The sequence below is a fragment of the Polaribacter sp. P097 genome (assembly GCF_036864555.1).
Classification (GTDB): Bacteria; Bacteroidota; Bacteroidia; order Flavobacteriales; family Flavobacteriaceae; genus Polaribacter.
Map to the genome: position 1 here is coordinate 55,816 of NZ_JAZETJ010000002.1, position 24,487 is coordinate 80,302.

Here is a 24,487-nt window from a genome sequence, read left to right on the forward strand (position 1 = left end):
GTATAGTTTTCTTAAAGAAAATGTTAAAATAATTTAATCATAAATGATATCATCTACTTTTATTTTTTCATTTTTTATGAAATCGTAAAGTGTTAATCTTCTTAAGGTGTAATAGTCTGTCCAAAACTTTTCTAATGAATTTAAGTATTGAAGTACAGACCTGTCTTGTTCTTGCAAGGCAATGTTTAAATCTGTAATTCCTATTTTACCAAGAACAAATCTTTTTTTAGCAATTTCATATCTTTTTAAAGCAATTTCTTGTGCTTTTTTAGCAGTTTTTAAAAAGTTACGTTGATTCTGCCAGTTTAAAACATGAAGGTAAATCTCTTGCTCAAATTCTTGTTCTTCTATCTCTATATTAGTGTTTACCAAATCTTGATTTGCTTCTACCAACTTTCTTCGAGATTTAGAAACGCCCCAATCTAAAATTGGCACTCCAATAGATAAAACCACATTTTGCTGTTGGTTAAAGTCTTGAAACAAATCATTAAAAACAGCTCCTTGTTGAGAAATACCAAAATTGGCTCTAAAGCTCATTTGTAATCTGTTATTTCCTTTAATTTCTGCAACATCTTGTTCTGCTTGCAATCTTCTTCTTCTAAATTCAATTACAGCTTTTCTATTTGCTCTTGCTTCTTCTAACGCTTTTTCTACGCTTACCGTAAATGTTGTTAATTCTTTGGGTGTTGAAAGTATGATGTTTTCTGTATCTAAAACTAAATATCTAGATAAGTTTTGAGAAGATCTTTTAAAATTGATTTCATTAGTAATTACTTCATTTTCTGAATTTAGCACAGATAATTCTATTTGTAATAAATCATTTTCGGCAATTTTACCCATTTTAAATCGCCCTTTAGATATTTGAAATAATGTATCTTGATTTGATAGGTTAGATTTTGCAATTCTAGATTGAATTTGTGCCTTTAATAAAGCAAAATATCTTCTACTAGTATTAGAAGAAATTTCTTCCATTCTTTCGATAAACTCTCTTTTTGCTTCCTCGTAAATTAAAGGCTCTATTCTTTTTTGCCATTTAAAAGGATTGTAAAAAAGTGAATTTTGGCTGTAGTTTAATGAAAACGGAATTACTGAAAATCCTGTTGATGCATTATCACCAAAAACATCTACTCTTTCCAATTGGGAACTTACAGAAATTGTACCCCCAGTTAAGGCAATATTCTGATTAAGAGATAAAGCACCATCAAAACTAGCTTGGTTAGATCTTACAAAAATATCCTGACCATTATCGTTCGTTAATCTGTTTACAGAATTAGAATATCTAGGTAGCGTAGCATCTAACCTTAATTGAGGTAAAAAACCTGCTTGATAGTTTCTGTATCTCCAATAACTTGCCTGATTTTGATTAAGCAATGCTTTGTAGTCTGGAGAATTTTTCTGTGCTATGGAAATGGCTTGTTCTAGTGTAATTTCTTGCTGACCATATGCAGCAATCGATAGCGCAAAAAGAAATGGAAATATTAGTTTTTTCATAGTTATTCGTGTCTAATAGCTTCAATAGGGCTTTTGTTAGCAGCAGATCTTGCTGGTGCTATACCAAAAATTAAACCTATTAATGTTGCAACAAAAAAGGATAATAAAATAGAACTTACAGATAAAATGGTTTCAATTCCTGTACTTAATTCTAAAATGTAGGAGGCTAAAACGCCTAAAGCAATGCCTATAATACCACCACCAATACTAACCAAAACAGATTCTGTTAAGAATTGTAGAATTACATCTTCTTGAGTAGCACCAATAGCTCTTATAATACCAATTTCTTTAGTTCTTTCTAAAACTGAGGCTAGCATAATATTCATAATACCAATTCCACCAATTAAAAGCGAAATACCAGCAATGATGCTTAAAACAATATTAAAAATTTGCTTTGTTTTTTGCTGTTGTTTTAACAATTGAATAGGAATAGAAATTTCAAAATCTAACATATCATTATGCCTTCTTTTAAGCATTCTGCTTAAAACATCTGCTGTAGCATTTAATTGCGAAGAATTCTCTACTTGAACTACTAATTTATCTAATTGATGATAATTACCTCTAGGTATTCTTTGTTTTGGCCCTTGTTGTTGCCCGCTAATAAAAATCATGCCTCCACCTGTTTCTATGGGTTTATCCATAATTGTTTTACGGTCTTTGTAGCGAACTAGAAAGGTTTTAATAGGTATATAAATATCTAAATTCATATCTCGAATACCTAAATTTTCTTGTGCATTATCAGATATAAATTTTTCTTCAATAACTCCAATTACCTGAAGCCAAACATCTTTAACTTTAATTTGTTTACCAATGGCACTTTCTCCTGTAAATAGTTTTTTCTCAATTTTTTTACCAATGATGCAGACAGGTAAAGAGTTTTCTACTTGGTTGTATGAAAAGTTTTTACCACTTTCTATAGCAATGTTAGAAGTTTCGAAATAGTTAGGAGCAACACCAATTAGTTTTACAGGATTTTGTCTTCCTTTTTTAATTACATATGTTTCTAAAACAACCTCTGGGCTAACAGATTTTACTGAAGGTACATTTTTTTTGATGCTATTTACATCTAGCATATCTAATCCTTTAGAAAAACGTATGGCTTCTAAGGCATCACCTTCTGAGCCTTCTTCATTCTCATTATCATCCTTTTCATCAGGAATAGGAGTAATTACAATATTATTAACACCAACTAACTCTAGTTGGGCAAGTATTTCTTTTTCTGCACCATTACCAATAGCAAGCATGGTAATTACAGCTGCAACACCAAAAATAATTCCTAAAGAGGTTAAAAGGGTTCTAACCTTATTGGCTAAAATTACACGAACAGCTTCACTAAAATTAGATTTTAGTTTCTCAATATAGATTTTGTTAAACATAAAACTAGTTTAGTTGAGCTATTTGATCATTCTCATAACCCTCAGGCTTGTTCAAATAAACTACATCATTTTCTGCTAAGCCTTCTGTGATAATAACAGAATCGTTATTCGAATCTCCAATTTTAACTTGTTTCTTTACCACTGAAAAACCAGATTTTTTATAAACGTAGGTAATTGAATCTTTAGAGAAAATAGCTTCTAAAGGAATGCTTAATACATCTTTCTTTTCGAAAGTCAATATTTTGTTTGAAGTTGTCATTCCTGGTCTAATATTGTCATTAGTTTCATTAAGTTTTATCATTACTTGAAAAACTTTAATGTCAGAACCTCTTTTGTTTTCACCAACATTGGCAACATCAGTAACGATACCAGGTATTTCAACATCAGGAAAAGCATCAAAACCTACCTTAACAGGTAAACCTTTTTTAATTTTTCTAATATCTACCTCATTCGCATAAGTTTTAGATTCCATTTTGGTTAAATCTGGTAAACTAGCAACTGTAGGATTCCATGGACTTATAGTAGAACCTACTTTTTTCTTAGAACCGTCCCAATTTTTGAAGTAAGTTATCATTCCATTTCCATCTGAATAAATGGTAAACGATTTTAACAACTCTAATAAATCGTTCAATTCTTTTCTAATTTTAGAAACCTCTGTGCCAACTTCAACCATTTTTGCATTGGCTTGTCTCTTTTTAATTCTGTAGTTTTCTTGCTTTTCTCTTAAATCTCTTTCTGATTTTTCTAAATCAATTTCTAGTTTTTTGATAGTTGCTGGTGGCTCATAAATAGATTGTTTTAATTCTAATCTAGTTTGCTCCATGCTAAAACTTAAATCTTTTATGGCATTCCTTTCTTGTTTTAAAGATAGGGTAGTGTCTAATTGTTGTTGTGTGTACTTAGATTGAGCCGTTTCTAGGTTTAATCTGGCATCAATAATTTGTTCATTAACCCCTGTAGGATCTAATCTTGCTACATAATCACCTACTTTAACTATTGAACCTTCAGGAACTAAATCTTGAATTTTTATATCTCTTAGTTTAAATTTTCTTAGATTTTCTGGTCCATTTATTTTCTTTAGACTTGTAGATTGTGCTTCACCAGAGGTAATTACTTCACTCACAAAATTTCCTTTTTGAACCTTTGTAGTTAAGTAAACTTCGCCATCATTAGAAGGCAAAAAATAGCTATAAATAAGGTAGATAGATATTAAGGAAATAACTGAGATTATTGCTATTTTCTTTTTAGACATGTTGATTGGTTTGAATTGGAGAATCAAATCTAACCAAAAAAGGAGTGCTTTAAAGCACTCCTTCTGTTAATGTTTTGTTTAAAAAAATGTTAAATCTAACTCAAGATTGCATTTAAAACCTCATTTGGTCTCATTGCATCTACAACTAAATCTTCATTTGGTAAGTAGTAGCCACCAATATTTACAGATTTACCTTGTATATCATTTAACTCTTTAACAATTTGAGATTCATTATTACTTAACGCTTCTGCAATTTTTGTGAACTCTTCTTTAAGTTCAGCATTTTTATCTTGATTTGCTAAGCCATCTGCCCAATATTTAGCCAAATAGAAATGACTACCTCTATTGTCTAATTCACCCACTTTTCTAGAAGGAGATCTGTTTTGGTCTAAGAAAGTGTCTGTAGCTTCATCTAATGTTTCAGCTAAAATTAATGCCTTTTCATTGTTAGTAGTTGTACCTAAATGCTCTAAAGAAACAGCTAATGCTAAGAATTCTCCTAAAGAATCCCATCTTAAATGATTTTCTTCTAAGAACTGCTCTACATGCTTAGGAGCAGAACCACCTGCACCTGTTTCAAACAATCCACCACCATTCATTAATGGTACAATAGATAACATTTTTGCAGAAGTACCAACCTCTAAAATTGGGAATAAATCTGTTAAATAATCACGTAAAACGTTACCAGATACAGAGATTGTATCTTCACCTTTCGCAATTCTTTCTAAAGTAAATTCTGTAGCTTTTACAGGTGATAAAATTCTGATGTCTAAACCAGATGTATCATGATTTTTAAGATATGTATTTACTTTTGCAATAATTTCTGCATCATGAGCTCTACTTTCATCTAACCAGAAAACTGCAGGTGTGTCAGAAGCTCTTGCTCTTGTAACTGCTAGTTTTACCCAATCTTGAATTGGTAAATCTTTAGTTTGACACATTCTCCAAATATCACCTTTTTCAACATTATGCTCAATCAAAATTTGACCATCTGCATCAATTACTTGCACTTTACCATCAGTAGCTATCTCAAAAGTCTTGTCATGAGAACCATATTCCTCTGCTTTTTGTGCCATTAATCCAACATTAGGTACTGTACCCATAGTTGTAGGATCAAAAGCACCATTCTTTTTACAAAACTCTATTGTAGCTTCATAAATACCAGCATAAGAACTATCAGGAATTATAGCTTTCGTATCTTGTAACTCACCATCTGCATTCCACATTTTACCAGAATTTCTAATCATTGCTGGCATAGAAGCATCTATAATAACATCAGAAGGTACGTGTAAGTTGGTAATACCTTTGTCTGAATTTACCATTGCTAAAGCAGGTCCGTTTTTATATATTTCTGCGATATCAGCTAAAATTTCTGCCTTTTTTTCTAAAGAAACTTCTTCTAAGTTACTAATTACATTTGCGAAACCAACATTTGCATCAACACCAATTTCATTAAAAGTTTCAGCATGCTTTTCAAACAAATCTTTGAAAAATATTTTTACTGCATGACCGAAAATAATTGGGTCAGAAACCTTCATCATAGTTGCTTTCATGTGTAAAGAAAGAAGTAAACCTTTTTCTTTTGCATCAGCCACTTGTTCCTCTAAAAAAGCTAATAAAGCTTTCTTGCTCATGGCAGTTGCATCTATAATTTCACCATCTAAAAGAGAAACTTTTGCTTTTAATACAGTTTCTTCACCTGAATTTGAAATATGTTTGATAGAAACATCAGTTGCCTTTGCTACAGTAACAGATTTTTCGCTGTTTGCAAAATCGCCACTTTTCATTGAAGCAACATGAGTTTTAGAGTCTGAACTCCAAGCACCCATAGAATGAGGATTTTTACGTGCATAATTTTTGATAGCTTTAGGTGCTCTTCTGTCTGAATTTCCTTCACGTAATACAGGGTTTACAGCAGAACCTTTTACTTTATTGTATAATGCTAAAATACTTTTTTCTTCTTCTGTAGTTGCATTTTCTGGATAATCTGGAATATTATATCCTAATTTTTGTAGTTCAGAAATTGCTTCTGTAAGTTGAGAAACAGATGCACTAATATTTGGTAATTTAATAATGTTAGCTTCTGGTTGTTTTGCTAAATCTCCTAAAATTGATAAAGCATCTTCTACTTTTTGATTCTCTGTTAAGTAGTGAGAAAAATTAGCTAGAATTCTAGCCGCTAAAGAAATGTCTTTAACTTCAATTTCTATATTAGAAGATTTTGTAAAGGCTTTTACTATTGGTAAGAAAGAACGTGTTGCTAAAGCTGGTGCTTCATCCGTTTTTGTATAAATTATTTTAGCCATTTATGATAAGTTTAAAGTATCTTAAAATTGAATTTATTATATAAAAAATATGCTCAATATTTGAGCGAGGCAAATTTAAGAATTACAGATGTATTTTTTGTTATTAAATACTTAATAGTTCAGAGGTTTTTGTGTGAAATCTGTAAAAGGAAGTAAGTTTGGAACAATTTATTTAAACATAAAAGCCATATTTAACAATTACTTGCAAAATATGGCTTTCTTGAAACTCATAAATTAGATGAATGAATATCACATCCTTATTTATGGTTTCAACGATATTTAAAATTTAGTAAGGGCATAGCCATAACTATTTGATAAATATCACTTAAATTTTAATACTAAAAATTTAATTATAAAGAACTTTATTCTTTAAAATTTACAATTTCATTTTAAGGTTGTTGAAGACTCTAAGTTTAATGTTTTGTAAATTCTGAAATAAAGATAATTTGAACCAATCGTAATTTAAAATATTTTCAAATTATTTAGTTAACAAACTATGAACTAGACTTATAAACATTTGTTAACTAAAAAAGCACTGTATTAAATACAGTGCTCTTAAATATATAGTATTGAAAAAGATTATCTTCTTTTTTCAGTAATTCTAGCTTTTTTACCAGTAAGACCTCTAAAGTAGAAAATACGAGCTCTACGTACTTTACCTCTTTTGTTAACTTCAATTTTTTGAATAGATGGTAAGTTTACAGGGAAAATACGCTCTACACCTACAGTACCAGACATTTTTCTGATTGTAAATGTTTCAGAAGATCCTGATCCTCTTTTTTGAATTACAACCCCTCTAAAAAACTGAGTTCTAACTTTTTCACCCTCTTTAATTTCATAATAAACAGTGATAGTATCACCTGCTGCAAATTCTGCAAATTCTTTTTTTGTTACGAATTCGTCTTGTACAAATTTTATTAAAGATTCCATATCTTATAATAGTTTATAGTTTTACTTAAACAACATTCACGTATCTCGTCAGAGGTTATTTTAGCGAGTGCAAATTTAGTAATTATTTTTAATTGAGGAAATTTAATTCGTTTATTTTTTAGGCTGATAATTAGTGAGATACAATCTGAAATTTTGATTTTAACGACTAATCATCTAGTAAATCTGGCCTTATTTCTTTTGTTCTTTTATAAGCTTCATTGCTTCTCCAATCTTCAATTTTCGGAAAATTACCCGACAATAAAATTTCAGGAACCTTTAAACCTTCAAAATCTGCAGGCCTTGTGTAAACAGGAGGAGATAATAAATTGTCTTGAAAAGAATCTGTAAGTGCAGATTGTTCATCACCAATAACTCTTGGAATTAATCTTACAATGGCATCCACTAAAACTGCAGAAGCCAATTCACCGCCAGTTAAAACATAATCGCCAATAGAAATTTCTTTTGTAATAAATTTATCTCTTATTCTTTGGTCTACACCTTTATAATGCCCTGTTAAAATAAGAATATTTTCTTTTAATGATAATGTATTTGCAGTAGATTGATTTAGTGTTTTTGCATCTGGAGTCATATAAATTATTTCATCATATGTTCTTTCTGCCTGTAATTTTTTGATGCAATTAGAAATTGGTTCTATCATTAAAACCATACCTGCACCACCACCAAATTGAGTGTCATCTATTTGTTTGTAATTGCCTAAACCATATTTACGCAAGTCGTGAATTACAATTTCTGCAAGCCCTTTTTCTTTAGCACGTTTTATGATAGAATGATTAAAAGGACTTTCTAATAAACCTGGAGCTACTGAAATAATATCTATTCGCATGTGGCAAAATTAATTTTTAAAAATAAAATAGCAGTATAATTTTAAGATAAATCTTAATCGTTAATACTCATGTGAAACAAAGCATCACCTTTATTCACAATCGGAGTTTTATTTATGCAAAAAACATACCCATTGAATGGTGCGTAAACCTTCTTCTTAAATTCTCCAAAAGGATCTTGAATTACCCCAAGTACTTCTTTTTTCTTTACTAAAGCACCATTTTGAACCCTTACTTTAAACATACCAGAATCTGATGCTCTAATCCATTTTGCTTTTTTAATAAATATTGGTGTGGCTCTAACATTAATTTCACCTTCAATTAAACCTAAATGTATCAATACATTTCGTGTACCATTTACCCCTTCATTTATAATTGTTGGACTAAGTTCTTTTGATTTTCCTCCTTCAAAAAGTAAAACGGTTTTACCCATTTTATGCAATGTTTCTCGTAAAGATTTTATGATTGTATTCGAATGCACAATCATTGGTGGATTGAATATTTTAGCCAGTTCTAAACCTTTAGCATCGTCTTTATTACATCTAATTTGAGCAATATTATCTCTTTCTCCTCCTCCCGTATGAAAATCAATTACATAATCTACATAAGGAGCAATTTTTTCTGAAAACTGATAAGCAAATTGACCAGCTAATGAACCGCTTTTGCTGCCTGGAAACATTCTATTTAAATCTCTACCATCAGGAAATTCTCTAGTCTGAATTAAATAACCAAAAATATTAAAAACAGGAATACATATAATAGTTCCATTTTTGGGTTTATTCAATTTAAGATCAATAATTTCTCTTACAATACCAACTCCATTAGTTTCATCTCCATGAATACCTGCAAGCAGTAAAACAACTGGTCCTGGATTTTTAGAATGTTCTATAATTACAGGTACATTAACTGTAGTTCTAGTATGTAATTTGGCAATTTTTAGGTCGATTACAGTACGTTTTCCTTCAGGAATAACTTTGCCTAAAAGAGTAAAAGGATTATTCGACATGTATTTCTAAATAACGTATAATTTCTTTGGCAATATTTTTACCAGTTGCAATTTCTATACCCTCTAAGCCTGGAGATGAATTTACTTCTAACACTAAAGGACCTTTAGAAGATTGAAGCATATCTACACCAGCTACACCTAAGCCTAGGGCTTTAGTTGCTTTTAAAGCCGTTTTTTCTTCTTCATCTGTTAATTCAATTACAGTTGCGTTTCCACCTCTGTGTAAATTTGATCTAAATTCACCCTCTTTTCCTTGACGTTTCATAGCACCAACAACTTTACCATCAACCACAAAAGCTCTAATATCTGCACCACCTGCTTCTTTAATAAATTGTTGCGCAATAACTCTTGCACCTAAACCATTAAAGGCTTCTAATACTGAGGTTGCTGCATTTTTCGTTTCAGCCAAGACTACACCTAAACCTTGAGTACCTTCTAACAATTTTAAAACTAATGGAGCACCACCAACAGAATCTACAACATGCTCTACATCTTTAGTGTAATTGGTAAAAACGGTTTTTGGTAAGCCAACTCCAGCTCTGGCTAAAATTTGTAAACTACTCAGTTTATCTCTAGATCTGGTTAAAGCAATAGAACTTACAGAAGTAAAAACTTTCATCATTTCAAACTGACGAATAACTGCAGTGCCATAAAAAGTTACAGAAGCTCCAATTCTTGGTATAATTGCATCTACGTTTTCTATATATTCCCCTTTATAATAAATTTTAGGAGATTTTTTTTCGATAACTATATCACACTTTAAATGATCTACAACTATTACTTCGTGCTTTCGTTTAACTGCAGCCTCAACTAATCTTTTTGTAGAGTACAATTTTGGATTTCTAGATAGAATAACAATTCTCATTTATTTGTTTTTTAATTTGTGTGATATATTCTTTTTTGCGGTGTCTATGATAAACTTTTTATTCAAAAACTTTCTGCCAATTAAAATAGGGAATTTCATGTCTTTTCGTTCACTTAAAGTCAAATAAATTGGAAAAGATTGGTTAAAAATAAAAATGGATGTTTGAATCATGAATCTTTGCTCAGCTATTCCATTAGAACTTTTTACAATTTTAGAAGTGTAGTTCTTAAATGTAAACTCTTTATGATTATAAAATTCATGTTCAGGATCTAGAAGCGTAAATTTTAGGTATTGTTCATTTTCTAGATTTACCTCCTTAATGTTAGAGCAATGAATAGAAGAGGTGTATGCACCTGAGTCTATTTTGATATCTATGTCTAAAAGAGAAAGTTCTGGAAAATCAGCCTTGTCAACTCTTCCAATCGTTAATTTCATGTATGAATTTTAAAGATAGTAAAACTACAAATTCTTAATGAGTTTGTCTATTTAAAATACTGCAATAATTAGAATAAAATACTACAATAATTAGAGACTTGCTATTGCAGCTTCTGCACACCTTTCACCATCCATAGCTGCAGAAATAATACCACCTGCGTAGCCACCACCTTCGCCACAAGGAAATAAACCTTCTATTTCTGGGTGTTCTAAATTTTCTTTTCTAGGGATGTTAATGGGAGATGATGTTCTAGATTCTACACCTACAATATTAGCTTCATTTGTAAAGTAGCCATGCATTTTACTACCAAATGCTGGGAATCCTTTTCGTAATCTACCACCAATAATTTTTGGGAGCAAAGAATGCAAAGGTGCCGAATTTAATCCTGGTTGATAAGAAGTATCATTCAAGTCTGTAGATAATTTTCCATCTACAAAATCTACCAACCTTTGGGCTGGAGCAGTTTGTGTTCTTCCACCAGCATAAAAAGCTATTTTTTCTAAATCTTTCTGGAATTGTAATCCTTTTAAAGGGCCTAAATGTTCGTATTTCTTAAAATCTTTATCAATATCTAGTTCAACTACAATACCTGAATTCGCAAATTTGTTGTTTCTTCTACTTGGAGACATCCCATTTACAACCACTTCATCATCTGCAGTTGCTGCTGGTACAATAAATCCTCCTGGACACATACAAAAAGAATAAACTCCTCTATTATTTACTTGATGTACCAAACTATAGGCTGCTGCAGGGAGTAATTCATCTCTTTCTCCAGAACAACTGTATTGAATTTGATCTATAATTTCTTGGGGATGCTCAACACGAACACCCATTGCAAAAGATTTTGCTTTTATGGCTATTTTTTTTGTGTGTAATAATTCGTAAATATCTCTTGCTGAATGACCTGTAGCTAATATTACAGAGTTTACAGCCATTTCTTTATCATTGTTTAATTGTAATGCTTTGATTTTATTTTTTTTAATAATAAAATCGGTAACAGTACTATTAAAATGAATTTCACCACCAAAGTTTAAAATGGTTTCACGAATCGTTTGAATAATTTTAGGCAATTTGTTCGTGCCAATATGAGGATGAGCATCTATTAAAATTTGCTCTGTAGCTCCATGAAAAACTAGGTTTTCAAAGATTCTTCTAACATCACCTCTTTTTAAACTTCGAGTATATAATTTACCATCAGAATAAGTACCTGCACCACCTTCGCCAAAACAATAATTAGAGTTACTATTTACTTTATGATCTTGATTAATGGCTTTTAAATCTCTTCTGCGTTCTTGAACATTTTTACCACGCTCTAAAACAATGGGTTTGAAACCTAGCTCAATACATCTTAAGGCAGCATACATGCCTGCAGGACCAAAACCTATTATATGAATTTCTTTGGCTTTAGAAACATCTTTATAATCAAAAATATAATCTGATTTTTCTGGAATTTCTTGATTAATGTATACAGCAACTTTGTAGTTAAAAATGGTTTCTTTTTTACGAGCATCTATAGATTTTCTAAGAATTTTAACCGCTGTAATTTCTGTACGAGGTATTTTTAAAAATTTTGAGGCTTTATGAATGAGAATGTCTTCTTTACGTTCTTCAATTAAATTTACACGTAATTGTATTTCTTTTATCATTTAAGGTAATAAATTATAGCGCTTGAAGCTGATCTAAAATTCGTTGATACTCTACAATACTCTCATCTAAAACCTTAGTAATAGGCTGTAGACGTTCTTTAATAATTGGTTCTGGATCTAAATTCTGAGCTCTTTTTTCTAATGATGTAATTTCTTCTAAACAACTTACACCCATTAAACCTAAAGATGATTTTAGGAAATGGCATATACTACGTACTTCTTCATAATTTACATTATCCATACTTTTTTTTAGCAAAGCTAATCTTGGTTTAGTGTCAGATAAATAAACTGTAACTAGCTGTATTAAAGAATCTTTATCCGAAGAAAAAAAACTTTTTAAAGAAGTTAAGTCTACAACTTCGCTGGTTAATATGTTTTCAATTTGCATAATGTATTTTATTTAGGGGCTCTTTTAGAAGTCTAATTTTAGAGCAAAGATAGATAAAAACTGCTATTTATCTTTTTATTTGATTATCTTGGTTTTTTAAGGATGCAATTTAATTGTGATAACCTACATACCCCTACAAAAAATATGAGTCAAAATAGTAAAATAGTTCTAGCAGAAGACAATTCTGTTTTATCTCTCCTTTTAAAATTTCGATTAGAAAAAGAAGGTTATATACTCTTTATAGCTAAGGATGGTAAAGAAGCCATAGAATTTATAGAAACTGAAAATCCAGATTTAATTTTAACAGACGTTATGATGGATTATTATAGTGGTTTAGAGATCATTAGCCATGTAAGAAATAAGCTTGAAAGCAAGACGCCTATTTTGGTGTTTTCTTCTTCTGGACAGGAAGAAATGGTTTTAAATGCCTTTAATTTAGGTGCTAATGATTTTATGAGTAAACCATTAAGCCCTAATGAATTAACGATTAGAGTTAAGCGTATGTTAATGAAGATTTGATGAGATTTCCTTTAATAGAAAATATAATTTGGACATTAGTAGTAGTACTAATTGTGGCAGTTATAGTTTTAATTATTTATCTAAAAATTTTAAGACGTAATATTAGAGTTGTTGAGTCTAGAAGCCAAAAATACACCAACTATATTGAGGGTTTATTAATTGAATATTTACATCTAGATCAATCATCAGAAAATTTTTTAAAAACGCAAAAAAAAATAATTTCAGAATTTAAGAAAGGGGTAAAAAATCGCAGAAAAAGAAGAATTATTACTAGTACTTTTTTAAAGTTAAGTCAGCAGGTGTCTGGAAATGTTATAGATATTATGCATAATTTATATGAAGAAATTGGTCTAATTTATTTTGCAAAACAAAAAATAAAAAGCAAAAAGTGGAATATTATTGCTTTAGGTATTCGCGATTTAAGACAGTTTGAGGTTAAAAAATTTGCACCAATAATTAAAAAGTTTGTAAATCATAAAAAAGAAGAAGTGAGGAGAGAGGCACATCTTTACTTTTTAGAATTATTTGAGTTTGAGGGTTTACAATTTTTAGATACGCTAGAATTACCACTGTCTGAATGGGATCAAATAGAATTATTAATTGAAATCGAAAAATTTGATAATCAGCACTTATTAGATGTAAAGAAATGGCTAAAGTCAGAAAATGATTATGTAATTCTTTTCATTTTAAATATTGTAAAGATTTTTAATCGATTAGAAACTAAAAAGCTTTTGTTAGAATTATTGCATCATGAAAATTTAGATATTAGGCTAAAAACTATAGAAGTTGTTACTTATTTCGAAATTACAGAAGCCAAAGAAATATTGGTAGAAAAATTTGAAAGCTTAACTATTAAAGAGCAAAAAGCGCTCTTTGAGTTTTTAGAAAAGGTAGCCACTAAAAACGATAGTTTATTCGTTTTAGAACATATAAAAGATTCAGATTTTGAAATTAAGAGCAAGGCATTAACAATTTTAAAGAAGCATGATAAAGAGTTGTATAATAAATTAGATAAAAGCTCTGAAGATGAATCTTATAATAGAATAATAGAGTATTTAGATTATAGTTATGGATTTTAATGAAGTTTTAAGAAATACCTTACTTTTTTTTCACTACTTCTTTTTAGTGTTTACGCTGCTAATTATAGGCTCTTATATACTTTTGGCTATATTTTCATCTAAAGAAACAGTAGATTATTTAAAGAAAAACAGCTTTGTTTACCATAAAGATCTCTTAAACTCCTCAATAGCTCCATCCATTTCCATAATTGCACCTGCGTACAACGAAAGTTTAAATATTGTAGAAAATGTACGATCGTTATTGTCTACGCATTATGTAAATTATGATGTTATTATTATTAACGATGGTAGCAGTGATGATAGTTTAGAAAGACTAATTAAGGCTTATGATTTAGAAAAGGTAGAATATTTAATCAATCAGAAAATACCCACAAAACCATTAAGAGCTGGGGTATTTAAATCAAAAAATCCTGCATTCGAAAAATTAATTATTGTTGATAAAGAAAATGGGGGTAAGTCTGATGCACTAAATTTTGGAATTAATATTAGCAACAGCAAATACTTAGCGTGCATAGATGTAGATTGTTTATTAATGGCAGATTCACTGCAAAGAATGGTAAAACCATTTTTAGAATATACAGATAGAAAAGTAATTGCTTCTGGAGGTGTAATTCGTATTGCAAACTCCTGTAAAATAGAAAACGGAAAATTAATAGAGGTCAATTTTCCTGATAAATGGCTAGAAAGAGTTCAGATTTTAGAATATTTAAGATCTTTTTTATTGGGTAGAATGGCTTGGGCAAAACTTAATGGTTTACTTGTTATTTCTGGTGCGTTTGGCATGTTTGATAGGGAAATAGCTATAAAAGTGGGTGGTTATGATATTACTACTGTAGGTGAAGATATGGAGATCATTGTACGAATGAGGAAGTATATGGAAGAGCAAAATCTGAAATATAAAGTAGCTTACATTCCAGATCCTTTGTGTTGGACAGAAGCTCCTAATGATCGAAAAATCTTAATATCTCAAAGAAATAGATGGACAAGAGGAACCATAGAAACTTTAAAAACGCATAGAAATATAGGTTTGAATTATAAATATAGATTGTTAGGTCTTTTAAGTTTTCCTTACTGGTTTATATTTGAAAGAATAGCGCCAATTGTAGAAGTTTTGGGTATGCTATATTTTTTGTTTTTGGTGGTTTATCAACCTTTAAATTGGAGTTTTGTGGTGGGGCTTTTTTTATTAGCTTATCTATTTTCGCTTCTATTTTCTTTCATAGCTGTCTTTACAGAAGAGTTTACTTACCATCAATATAAGAAGAAAGGTATTGGTTTAAAACTGGTGCTTACCATATTTTTAGAGCCTTTTATATTGCATCCTTTAGTATTGTATGCAGCTATAAAAGGAAACATAGATTATTATTTTAATAAAAATAAAAAATGGGGTGTAATGGTTAGAAAAGGTCTTTCTAGTAAATAATGATATTTTAAACAATCACTATGAAAATTAAAACAATAAGAGAAAAAAATAGAGCTTATATTCTACTGTGTTTTGCATTAATGCTCACCTTTTGGATGATAAGTGTTTTCGAAATTACATCTACGTATTTCAGTGGTAAAGAATTACCAAATTTATTTGAACTCATTGTTTTTAAACTATTAAATCATTTATACACAGTATTATTCATCTTTCTTATTTTCTTACCTTTTTATCATTTGTTAGCCAGTAAGAAATATAAATATGGGGCAGTATTTATTAAGGTGGTGTTTGTGATTTTAACTCTTATAGAGTTTTCTTTAACCAAGTATAGCCTTACCACGCTTTTAAATTTGGGTGCAGATTTATTAGGCTATTCTTTAGATGATATTTATTTAACTGTAACTTCATCAGAAAGCACTTCTGTATTTTATTTTCTACCATTTATTATTTTTCCATTGTTGTTTATAGTGAGCAGTGTTTTTCTTAAAAAATCTCCTTATTACAAGCATTATGGAAGAATATTTATTATAACAACGATAATTGTTGTTGCAATAAAATTAACGATCAGTGATTTTTCTAATGCTAAGTATCAAAATAAGATGTACTATTTTGTTACAGATGTTATCAATTATGAAATTGGAAAAAAGGATGTGCAAGCTGTAAAATTAGATGGTAGTAATGAATATCCGTTTTTAAGAGAGTCATCAGAAATAAAGGATGTTTTAGGTCCGTTTTTTACCATTAAAGAAGAAAAACCTAATGTTGTAGTTATACTTGTAGAAGGTTTAGGTTCCGAGTTTGTTGGGGATAAATACTATAGTGGTTTTACACCTTATTTAAATTCGTTAATTCCGAAATCTTTATTCTGGCCTAACTTTTTAAGTAACACAGGTAGAACATTTGGGGCTTTGCCTTCGCTCATGGCTTCTGTACCTTTTGGCAATAAAGGTTTTCTAGAAATAGAAGATACACCAACACATTTATCATTATTTAGTGTTTTAAAGAAAAATGGATATACAACTTCTTTTTTCTCTGGAGACCAATCTAGTTTTGACAAAAAAATAAACTTTTTAGATTATAATGGTTTAGATAATGTCATCGATGAAAATAAATACGACAGCTCTTATCCTAAATCTACAAATGGAGATACAGGTTTTAGCTGGGGATATTCAGATTATGAAATTTTTAAAAGAACATTGGTCGAATTAAAAAATACTAAAGGCCCAAGGTTAGATTTAATTACAACGCAAACCATACATGAGCCATTCGATTTTCCTGTTAAAGAAACCTACTTAAAAAAAGTTGATAGTATAATTAATTCAGATACAGATTTAGAGGTAACTGATAAACAAATAACAGCCAACAAAGAAATTTTTGCTAGTATTTTATATGCTGATAAAAGTATAGAAATGTTTATAGAATCTTACAAGAAAAGAGCAGATTACAACAATACTATATTCGTTATTAGTGGAGATCATAGGTTAATTCCAATTGCACAGAAAGATCAATTATGTAGGTTTAATGTGCCATTGTTCATCTATAGCCCAATGTTAAAACAAACTTCAAAAATGAATTCAGTATCCTCACATTTAGATGTTACACCAAGTTTGTTGGCTTTCTTATCAAAGAACTATAATATTACCATACCTCAAAAAGCACCATGGATTGGCACAGGGATAGATACTGCACAAACCTTTAGAAACATTCATAAAATACCCTTAATGCGTTACAAAGGCAGTTTAAATGATTTTGTTTACAAAGATTATATGTATTCTAGTGGAAACTTGTTTAAAATAAAAGACAATTTTAACACTTATAAATTAGAAGACAATACCATTGAAGCTGAAATAAAAAAGCAATTGAACGAGTTTAAAAGTCTAAATGCTTATGTTACACAGAATGATAAAATTTATCCTTTTAATAAAAACGATGTTATTAAAGAAGTGTATAAGTTTAAGCCTGAAGAGTTAAAGAAAGTAGAACAATTAACGGCTAATCTTAAATTAAATGAAATGTTTATGCTAGCTAGAGAAAAAGCCTTTAATGAAGAAAGAGATTTGGCGCGTTTAATTTGTAATTATATTCTTAGAAAAAACTCAAATTATATCGATGTAAGAATTTTAAAAGGAAGAACATTTGCTTGGGATGGTAAATATACAGAAGCAGAAGAAGAATTGTTAAATGCTTTAGATAGAGCGCCTTATTATGATGATGCCTATTTAGCATTATTAGATATGTATTGGTGGTCTTCTCAAAACGACAAAGCCAAAGTAATAGCAAAAAAGGCAAAAGAAAATAAAATTTTGAACGATGATATTGCCTTTAAATTGGCTAGAGCTTATAAAACAATGGGAAATATTAAAGATGCTGAAATAGTAATGGACAGTATTTTAAAGAAGCAACCTAAGAATGATGCATATATCAAATTTAAAGAATCATTAAAATGATAAAAAAAATAATACCCTTAATAGTGCTGTTTAGTGTAATGATTTTTTCTACGGATAAATTAGTGGCGCAGAAAAAAGTATTTAATGGTAATCCTGATACTGCCTTTAAAACAGCCAGAGAACTAGCTTTTAATGGTAAAAGAAAGCAAGCACAAGATTCTTTAAAATTTATTTTAACGAAGTATCCAAACTATTTGGGTATTCGTGCTTTCTTGGCAAGTACTTATTCTTGGGATGGTAGCTATGCCAAAGCAAGAAAAGAGTTTAAATATGTGTTAGATAGAGATAAAGAAAGAAAAACAGATTGGATAGCTTATATTAAAAACGAACAATATGCAGAAAAATATTATAAGGCATTAGAGCTTTCAAACAAAGCCTTAGAAGTATTTCCTGGAGATGCAGAGTTAATGCAATTAAAAGCCAAATCTGAGTTTAATAGAGGTAATAAAGATGAAGCTTTAATAACAATTACAGAGGCTATAAAACTGAATCCTGATAACCAAGAAGTTTTAAATTATAAAAATTCTTTGGAAACCTCTTTAAGCTTTAATACAATTGGTATTAGTGTTTCCACAGATTATTACGATTTTGACGGTGATAATGGTAGAGCAAATATGTATTACAGCTCATTTTCTTATGCAAGACAAACAAAATTTGGAAGTATCAATGCAAGAATAAATTATTCTAATAGATTCGAAACAGATAATTATCAATTAGAAATAGACTTATATCCGAGAATTGCCAAAGGTTTGTATGCTTATGTTAGTGGAGCTTTTTCTAATAGTCCTTTAAATCCTACACAACGTTATGGTTTTGAATTGTTTAAATCCTTACCAAAAAGTTTCGAAGCTTCATTAGGTTTTAGATGGTTAAAGTTCTCTACAGAAACTATTATTTATACTGGTTCTGTTGGTTGGTATACAGGTAATAGTTACTGGGCATTTAGAACTTATGTTACGCCTGGAGAACCAGGAACAAGTAAATCTGGTCGATTAATTTATAGAAAATACACAAGTGATGCAGATAATTATTTGACAGTAGAGGCAGGCTTTGGAGCATCACCTGCATTAGATCGATTTGCACCAGGTTTCTCTGGTGATGAAATTTTTCAATTAGATTCTCAAGCCTTAGTTTTAGGCTATTATTTTTCCACCAAAAACAAGAAAAATTTATGGGGATTCAATGCTAGTATGTTTAGAGAGGAAAAACCATTTTCGAAAGGAGATTACTTTCTATATCCTACTTTAGGAGTTTCTTATGCTATACGTTTTAGATAGATGTATTAACTTCTGTTTTTCTTTGTTTGTTCTGTAAAACATCAAAATATAAAAAGTCTAAAATATGTTCTTTTGCCTCAAAAATGGGTCTGGAGTTCCAACTATGGTCTCCATTTTTTACAGTATATAAATAGTACGATTTATCTATTTTCTTTAAATGATCTGCAATCGCTCTTGAGCCAAATAATTCCAAATAACCTTCATCTGTAGTCTTACAATAATGATGAGGAGCTATGTTGTAAGGTACAAGCTCATCTTTAGTGCCGTGAAATAATTGAGTAGGAATAGCAGTTTTTGAATTAATGTTTTTTAAGGTAGTTAAGGCACCTGCCATAGATACTAAACCTACAATTTTTACATCATCATTTAAAATAGTGTTGTTGTAAGCATAGGCAAAATGTAAAATGGCTTCTGCACCAGCACTTGAACCAACTAATATAATTTTGTTTGTATCTATTTTAAAACGTTTTTGTTTTTTTAATAAATATTGAATGGCATAACTAAGATCTTTAGAAGCTTCATCAAAAGCTTTTATTTTTAAATCGGCTTTTGTACTGCACCCAAAACCAATTCCTTTCATGGTTAATCTGTAAGAAATTGATGCAACATTGTAGCCAAATTTTGCAAATTCAGTAGAGAATGTTTTAGAAACGTCATCATTCCTTTTTCCTCCAGAAAATCCACCTCCATGAACATAAATAATTAGTGGTCTTATAGTTTTGAGTTTTTTTGGTCTGTATAAATCTAGCTTTAGATTCTTTTCTAATTTTAATTTATGATAGGTAAATGTTCTTTTTTTAACTTTAAAACTATCTGTAAGATAAAGTTTTTGAGCCGATAATTGACCAAAACTTAGTACAGAAATTATTACAAGAAGTTTAAATTTTGATGCCATTATTCGTTTTTTCTTTTTCTTTTATCAATCAATTTTCTAAGCTGTACATACAAAAAAGCATTTGTTTTTGCATAATAAAAAGAGATAAAACAAACAATCACTAAAAAAAGAGCTGCACCAAAAATTGCTTCTGTTGGGTTTAAACTTTTTCCAAATATATGTTTAAAACCAAGTCCAGTAAAACTACCATAAATTATGATAAAGTGAATAACATAAATGGATAGCGTTTTTTGGCCAATTTTTAAAAGAATCGGAATTTTTAAAAAGTTTTCGAATGCATAGAAAAAGGCAAAGTAAAGCAAAACATTACCTAATCTTGTAAACAAATAATTATAGCTTGCTGAATCCATAAATAATTGAATATCAAATAATTTTGATAAATAAACTAAAATGGCAGATGAGTAGCTAATCAAAATAATTCCTACAATCGTAAAAATCGAAATCATTATTTCCTTGAAATATTGCTTGTGTACATTTTTATAATAAATAGTTGCAACAAATGCGCCAAATGCGACATAACCAAACCATGGAATTATGGTAAAAACAGAACCATTTGTCTTAGAAATATAATTGTTTAAAAATATAGGAAGGCTGTCAACTGAAATACCTCTGTATAAGGGTTCGCACACAAAAATACTTATTGCTAAAACTAGGGTTACTGCTGAAAAAAGATAGGTTTTCTTTAGTGAAAAGAAATAAATAGATATAATTAAAATAAGGCTAAGTCCAATAATTTGTAGAACATCAATCACCAAAAAATAGGTATTAAAGTGCCCTGTGAGCCAAGCTAAAAAAGGGATTCTTAGCAAATAACCTACACCTATTAAAAAAAGTCCTCTTGTAATTCCTTTACGCATCCTTTTTTTATCTTCATTTTTTTCTTTCGCTCTAAGAAGAAGGTAGGTAAATATTAGACCAGAAATTGTAAAAAAAGTGGGTGCTGTTATTCCTCTAAAATAAGACCAAATTTTATAAGTAGTAAATTCAGGATTTCTAAAAACAGGATCAATTAAAGCATCAATAAAATGACCTTGAAGCATCATTAAAATAGCAAATGCTCTAACAATATCAATAAAATATAATCTACTGTTTCTCAAAAAGATAAGATTTTTAGGGGAAGATACTTAAAATTGAGAGAATTTAGATTTTACGAGTTTTGTTAAGTAAGTAAAAATCTGCTAAAACTAAAGCTGTCAATGCTTCTACGATAGGTACAGCTCTTGGTACAACACAAGGATCGTGTCTTCCTTTTCCTGTAATTTCTGTAACTTCATTTTCAGAATTAATAGTTTGTTGAGCACTCATAATAGTCGCTACTGGTTTAAAAGCAACCCTAAAATACACATCCATACCATTAGAAATTCCACCTTGTACACCACCAGATAAATTAGATTGTGTAGAACCATCTGCATTAAAAATGTCATTATGTTCAGAACCTCTCATTTTTGCTCCACAAAATCCACTTCCAAACTCAAAACCTTTAACAGCATTAATAGACAACATTGCTTTACCTAGTTCTGCATGAAGCTTATTAAAAATAGGCTCTCCTAAACCAATTGGCATATTTTGAGCAACGCAAGTAATTGTGCCACCAATAGTATCACCAGCCTTGCGTATTTCTTTAATTTTTGTAATCATCTTCTCTGCACTTTCTTCATCAGGACAACGAACAATATTTTGTTCTGTTTTCGAAAAATCAACATCTTGATATGGTTTTTCCATAAAGATGTCTCCTACTGATGATGTAAATGCATTAATTTTAATTGATGAAATTAGTTGTTTAGCCAAAGCTCCAGCAACAACCCAATTTGCAGTTTCACGTGCAGAACTTCTTCCTCCACCTCTAAAATCGCGTAATCCATATTTCTGATCATAAGTATAATCAGCATGGGAGGGTCTGTAAACGTTAGTATTGTGATTGTAGTCTTTGCTTTTTTGATTTGTATTTTTAATAATAAAACCAATAGAAGTACCAGTTGATTTACCTTCAAAAATACCAGATAAAAACTCTACAGTATCTGGCTCTTTTCTTTGTGTAACTATTTTTGATTGTCCAGGCTTACGTCTGTCCAAATCTTTTTGAATTGCATCTAGATCGATTTCTACACCTGCTGGAAAACCATCAATTACACCTCCAATAGCTGTTCCATGAGATTCTCCAAACGTAGTTAGCTTTAATAAATTACCAAAAGAATTAAAAGACATCAGTATTAATTAAGATTAAGCAACAAATATAATAAAGACTAGAACTAATCACTATTCTTCTTATTGTAAATACGATTTCTAATTTTCTGGAATATTTTTAAAGTTCTGTTATTTAGTGTGTTAAAAAAATAAAATAGCCATATTCAAAAAAAATAAAAATTATTGGAATTTTTGTTTCACAAAATAAAAAAGCTTTCTATATTTGCATCCGCATTCAGGAAATACCTGATGAGACACTTGGAGAAATGGCAGAGTGGTCGAATGCGGCAGTCTTGAAAACTGTTGACTGTAACAGGTCCGGGGGTTCGAATCCCTCTTTCTCCGCAAAAAAAAATCCCGTAAGAAATTACGGGATTTTTTAGTTTTTAGATTTTTCTATTTAAATTTTTCTTTTAATCTACTTTTTAGGTAGGTTGTATTTTTGAGTCCGACTTTTTTGGCAGTTTCTTTTAAACTAATTCTCGGATTTTGTGATATGATTTCTTGAGCCACATTTAACCTGCACTCAATCATTAACTGATTTGGGGTTTGCCCAAAAATAGCCTTGGTTCTTCTAGTTAATGTTTTTGTAGAAATTTCAAATTCTTCTGCCAATGATTCTATGGAAAAATTAAAATTATCTACGTTTTCAAAAAGAATTCGTTCTGTTTTGGTTTTAAAATCTTCAAATTGATCATTAGTGTCTAAGTCTAATTTACTTTTAGAAGAAAGTACTGTTTTGTGATATACAATTGCCCTTGAAATAATGTTAACTAGTTCTTCTTTGAAAAAAGGCTTGTAAACATAATTATCTATACCCAACCTTAGCATTTTTTTCTTCTTATCTAAAGAAGTAAGTGATGTTATTATGATAATAGGAAACTCGTATTTCTTCTGCTTAATTTTAGAAACTAACTCAAAACCATCCATTTCTGGCATGTTGTAATCAGTAATTAGCAAATCAATATTAACCTTAGAAATGGTATCTAAAGCTTCTTCGCCACTTTTTGCTTCTAAAACTTCATAATCAGATAAGATACTAAAAACATAGATCCTAGAATCTATAGAATCATCAACGACTAAAATTTTAGTTTTCATAAATTTTTAAGGCTAAACAGAAGGTTTATAAATCTAAAATAGTAATTTTTATTGGAAAAAGATCAATTATTAATTCGGAACTATATGAATATAAAATAATTATACAATCAGTTATCAAGTGATTTGAGTATAAATTTAAACTGATACATAGTTGGTTCTATTACTAGAAAGTTAGTAATTTAAATTATGTTTTAATTTCTATGTGTCTGAAATGGTTGTTTTTAAGTCTTCAATTGTTAAATGATTTATTAACATATGTTAAAGATGTCTAATAAATTTGAATCATAACCTTTGTGGGGAAGGCTATCAAATAAAAGAACTGACGTTTATGTTGGTTCTTTTTTTTATGGAAAAGTATTTTAGATACAAAATAAGAAAGCTGTTTACTGTATGAATATATTTAAAAGTAGCGCTAATTTGTATAATCTAAAAAAAATTCTTGTGCTTTAAATGTTCTTCAATTAGATTAACTTTATGTCGAAAATAGTGAAAGAGTTGTCGAAAATAGTTATTAAATTATTTTGAATATAATGAAATTGTCTTTTAATTTTGAATCATAACCTTTGTGGGGAAGGCTATCACATAAGAGCTAACGTTTTTTAAAACGTTGGTTCTTTTTTTAAGCAATAAAAAAAGAGCTGGTTACATCCAGCTCTTTCTAATTAAGATTTCTGCAAATTTAAAAAAACATTTATTTGTTGGAGGAAGGTTGAGTGTCTTTTTTGGTCGTTTATTGTCTTAATTCGTTACAATTTAGAAAAAATATTTTATTTTTCAAATATTTTCGAAACTATTTTTAAAAAATTATCTTTAGCATAATTAATCAACAACTCATGGATAGCGAAGAAACCAAAGGTCAAAAAAGAGGGTAAAAGTATTGTAAATAAAGATTCTTTTATTGTAGGTATAGGTACATCTGCAGGAGGTTTAGAAGCGTTAAAGCTTTTCTTTGATAATTTACCAAGCGATTTTAACCATGCTATATGATTTTAACTCCATGTAAAATAATGAATTTATTAAATTGCAG

The 24,487-nt window shown here is 29.8% G+C and carries 21 protein-coding genes and 1 tRNA gene; 7 read left to right on the top strand and 15 right to left on the bottom strand.

The features are described 5' to 3' along the window. Positions 1-33: 33 nt before the first annotated feature. From V7R38_RS07510 to V7R38_RS07560, 11 genes are all read right to left on the bottom strand, one after another. Complete coding sequence (locus V7R38_RS07510; RefSeq protein ID WP_334057226.1) at positions 34-1,491, bottom strand: TolC family protein; 1,458 nt, start codon at positions 1,489-1,491, stop codon at positions 34-36. Between the two features lie 2 nt (positions 1,492-1,493). Continuing rightward, positions 1,494-2,867, bottom strand: a complete 1,374-nt coding sequence (locus tag V7R38_RS07515) for an ABC transporter permease (protein WP_334057227.1) — start codon at positions 2,865-2,867, stop codon at positions 1,494-1,496. 4 nt (positions 2,868-2,871) lie between these two features. Then, complete coding sequence (locus V7R38_RS07520) at positions 2,872-4,119, bottom strand: efflux RND transporter periplasmic adaptor subunit (RefSeq protein ID WP_334057229.1); 1,248 nt, start codon at positions 4,117-4,119, stop codon at positions 2,872-2,874. 95 nt (positions 4,120-4,214) lie between these two features. Continuing rightward, positions 4,215-6,425 (bottom strand): NADP-dependent isocitrate dehydrogenase, encoded by a 2,211-nt coding sequence (locus V7R38_RS07525; protein ID WP_334057231.1) that lies wholly within the window; start codon positions 6,423-6,425, stop codon positions 4,215-4,217. A gap of 579 nt (positions 6,426-7,004) precedes the next feature. Further along, positions 7,005-7,355, bottom strand: a complete 351-nt coding sequence (gene rplS, locus V7R38_RS07530) for a 50S ribosomal protein L19 (RefSeq protein ID WP_015480635.1) — start codon at positions 7,353-7,355, stop codon at positions 7,005-7,007. 166 nt (positions 7,356-7,521) lie between these two features. After that, positions 7,522-8,199, bottom strand: coding sequence for a tRNA (guanosine(37)-N1)-methyltransferase TrmD (gene trmD / locus V7R38_RS07535; protein WP_334057234.1), 678 nt, complete (start codon positions 8,197-8,199; stop codon positions 7,522-7,524). A 53-nt stretch (positions 8,200-8,252) separates the two neighbouring features. Beyond that, positions 8,253-9,203, bottom strand: a complete 951-nt coding sequence (locus tag V7R38_RS07540) for a succinylglutamate desuccinylase/aspartoacylase family protein (RefSeq protein WP_334057236.1) — start codon at positions 9,201-9,203, stop codon at positions 8,253-8,255. Continuing rightward, entirely contained in the window at positions 9,193-10,068 is an 876-nt protein-coding gene (rimK, locus tag V7R38_RS07545) for a 30S ribosomal protein S6--L-glutamate ligase (RefSeq protein ID WP_015480632.1), read from the bottom strand. Before rimK ends, V7R38_RS07540 begins: the two co-directional genes overlap by 11 nt. After that, positions 10,069-10,503 carry an ATP-dependent zinc protease family protein gene (locus V7R38_RS07550; protein ID WP_334057239.1) on the bottom strand — a complete coding sequence of 145 codons (435 nt, stop codon included), beginning with the start codon at positions 10,501-10,503 and terminating at the stop codon, positions 10,069-10,071. It lies immediately after the preceding gene. Positions 10,504-10,593: 90 nt separating this feature from the next. Next, entirely contained in the window at positions 10,594-12,150 is a 1,557-nt protein-coding gene (locus V7R38_RS07555; protein WP_334057241.1) for an NAD(P)/FAD-dependent oxidoreductase, read from the bottom strand. A gap of 13 nt (positions 12,151-12,163) precedes the next feature. Next, positions 12,164-12,538 carry an Hpt domain-containing protein gene (locus V7R38_RS07560; RefSeq protein WP_334057243.1) on the bottom strand — a complete coding sequence of 125 codons (375 nt, stop codon included), beginning with the start codon at positions 12,536-12,538 and terminating at the stop codon, positions 12,164-12,166. Between the two features lie 144 nt (positions 12,539-12,682). On the opposite strand from V7R38_RS07560, the gene V7R38_RS07565 reads away from it, so the two are divergent. From V7R38_RS07565 to V7R38_RS07585, 5 genes are read left to right on the top strand one after another with little or no spacing between them, the layout of a single operon-like run. Further along, positions 12,683-13,057, top strand: coding sequence for a response regulator transcription factor (locus V7R38_RS07565; RefSeq protein ID WP_015480628.1), 375 nt, complete (start codon positions 12,683-12,685; stop codon positions 13,055-13,057). Continuing rightward, entirely contained in the window at positions 13,057-14,136 is a 1,080-nt protein-coding gene (locus V7R38_RS07570) for a hypothetical protein (protein WP_334057246.1), read from the top strand. The genes V7R38_RS07565 and V7R38_RS07570 overlap by 1 nt, the downstream gene beginning before the upstream one ends. Further along, the gene (locus V7R38_RS07575) at positions 14,126-15,559 is read left to right on the top strand and encodes a glycosyltransferase family 2 protein (protein WP_334057248.1); all 1,434 of its coding nucleotides are present in this window, start codon (positions 14,126-14,128) and stop codon (positions 15,557-15,559) included. The genes V7R38_RS07570 and V7R38_RS07575 overlap by 11 nt, the downstream gene beginning before the upstream one ends. Positions 15,560-15,579: 20 nt before the next feature. Then, positions 15,580-18,006 carry a sulfatase-like hydrolase/transferase gene (locus V7R38_RS07580; RefSeq protein WP_334057250.1) on the top strand — a complete coding sequence of 809 codons (2,427 nt, stop codon included), beginning with the start codon at positions 15,580-15,582 and terminating at the stop codon, positions 18,004-18,006. Then, the gene (locus tag V7R38_RS07585) at positions 18,003-19,283 is read left to right on the top strand and encodes a YaiO family outer membrane beta-barrel protein (RefSeq protein ID WP_334057252.1); all 1,281 of its coding nucleotides are present in this window, start codon (positions 18,003-18,005) and stop codon (positions 19,281-19,283) included. Before V7R38_RS07580 ends, V7R38_RS07585 begins: the two co-directional genes overlap by 4 nt. Here the strand turns inward: V7R38_RS07585 and V7R38_RS07590 are convergent. From V7R38_RS07590 to aroC, 3 genes are read right to left on the bottom strand one after another with little or no spacing between them, the layout of a single operon-like run. Then, positions 19,276-20,178 carry a carboxylesterase family protein gene (locus V7R38_RS07590; protein ID WP_334057254.1) on the bottom strand — a complete coding sequence of 301 codons (903 nt, stop codon included), beginning with the start codon at positions 20,176-20,178 and terminating at the stop codon, positions 19,276-19,278. The genes V7R38_RS07585 and V7R38_RS07590 overlap by 8 nt on opposite strands. After that, positions 20,178-21,275: a heparan-alpha-glucosaminide N-acetyltransferase domain-containing protein gene (locus V7R38_RS07595; protein ID WP_334057256.1), complete on the bottom strand. Its 1,098-nt coding sequence runs from the start codon at positions 21,273-21,275 to the stop codon at positions 20,178-20,180. The genes V7R38_RS07590 and V7R38_RS07595 overlap by 1 nt, the downstream gene beginning before the upstream one ends. Before the next feature lie 43 nt (positions 21,276-21,318). Continuing rightward, on the bottom strand, positions 21,319-22,383 hold the full coding sequence (gene aroC / locus V7R38_RS07600; RefSeq protein ID WP_334057258.1) for a chorismate synthase: 1,065 nt from the start codon (positions 22,381-22,383) through the stop codon (positions 21,319-21,321). 239 nt (positions 22,384-22,622) lie between these two features. Here aroC and V7R38_RS07605 point away from each other — a divergent pair. Beyond that, positions 22,623-22,707, top strand: a tRNA-Ser gene (locus tag V7R38_RS07605). Between the two features lie 51 nt (positions 22,708-22,758). On the opposite strand, the gene V7R38_RS07610 is transcribed toward V7R38_RS07605, so the two are convergent. Beyond that, positions 22,759-23,460, bottom strand: a complete 702-nt coding sequence (locus tag V7R38_RS07610) for a response regulator (protein ID WP_334057260.1) — start codon at positions 23,458-23,460, stop codon at positions 22,759-22,761. Between the two features lie 906 nt (positions 23,461-24,366). On the opposite strand from V7R38_RS07610, the gene V7R38_RS13145 reads away from it, so the two are divergent. Then, positions 24,367-24,447: a hypothetical protein gene (locus V7R38_RS13145; protein ID WP_438825599.1), complete on the top strand. Its 81-nt coding sequence runs from the start codon at positions 24,367-24,369 to the stop codon at positions 24,445-24,447. The last annotated feature ends 40 nt before the right edge of the window (positions 24,448-24,487 follow it).

Coding starts and splice junctions, on each gene's coding strand:
- V7R38_RS07510 (WP_334057226.1), bottom strand. CDS start 1,491: ATGAAAAAACTAATATTTCCATTTCTTTTTGCGCTATCGATTGCTGCA.
- V7R38_RS07515 (WP_334057227.1), bottom strand. CDS start 2,867: ATGTTTAACAAAATCTATATTGAGAAACTAAAATCTAATTTTAGTGAA.
- V7R38_RS07520 (WP_334057229.1), bottom strand. CDS start 4,119: ATGTCTAAAAAGAAAATAGCAATAATCTCAGTTATTTCCTTAATATCT.
- V7R38_RS07525 (WP_334057231.1), bottom strand. CDS start 6,425: ATGGCTAAAATAATTTATACAAAAACGGATGAAGCACCAGCTTTAGCA.
- rplS (WP_015480635.1), bottom strand. CDS start 7,355: ATGGAATCTTTAATAAAATTTGTACAAGACGAATTCGTAACAAAAAAA.
- trmD (WP_334057234.1), bottom strand. CDS start 8,199: ATGCGAATAGATATTATTTCAGTAGCTCCAGGTTTATTAGAAAGTCCT.
- V7R38_RS07540 (WP_334057236.1), bottom strand. CDS start 9,203: ATGTCGAATAATCCTTTTACTCTTTTAGGCAAAGTTATTCCTGAAGGA.
- rimK (WP_015480632.1), bottom strand. CDS start 10,068: ATGAGAATTGTTATTCTATCTAGAAATCCAAAATTGTACTCTACAAAA.
- V7R38_RS07550 (WP_334057239.1), bottom strand. CDS start 10,503: ATGAAATTAACGATTGGAAGAGTTGACAAGGCTGATTTTCCAGAACTT.
- V7R38_RS07555 (WP_334057241.1), bottom strand. CDS start 12,150: ATGATAAAAGAAATACAATTACGTGTAAATTTAATTGAAGAACGTAAA.
- V7R38_RS07560 (WP_334057243.1), bottom strand. CDS start 12,538: ATGCAAATTGAAAACATATTAACCAGCGAAGTTGTAGACTTAACTTCT.
- V7R38_RS07565 (WP_015480628.1), top strand. CDS start 12,683: ATGAGTCAAAATAGTAAAATAGTTCTAGCAGAAGACAATTCTGTTTTA.
- V7R38_RS07570 (WP_334057246.1), top strand. CDS start 13,057: ATGAGATTTCCTTTAATAGAAAATATAATTTGGACATTAGTAGTAGTA.
- V7R38_RS07575 (WP_334057248.1), top strand. CDS start 14,126: ATGGATTTTAATGAAGTTTTAAGAAATACCTTACTTTTTTTTCACTAC.
- V7R38_RS07580 (WP_334057250.1), top strand. CDS start 15,580: ATGAAAATTAAAACAATAAGAGAAAAAAATAGAGCTTATATTCTACTG.
- V7R38_RS07585 (WP_334057252.1), top strand. CDS start 18,003: ATGATAAAAAAAATAATACCCTTAATAGTGCTGTTTAGTGTAATGATT.
- V7R38_RS07590 (WP_334057254.1), bottom strand. CDS start 20,178: ATGGCATCAAAATTTAAACTTCTTGTAATAATTTCTGTACTAAGTTTT.
- aroC (WP_334057258.1), bottom strand. CDS start 22,383: ATGTCTTTTAATTCTTTTGGTAATTTATTAAAGCTAACTACGTTTGGA.
- V7R38_RS07610 (WP_334057260.1), bottom strand. CDS start 23,460: ATGAAAACTAAAATTTTAGTCGTTGATGATTCTATAGATTCTAGGATC.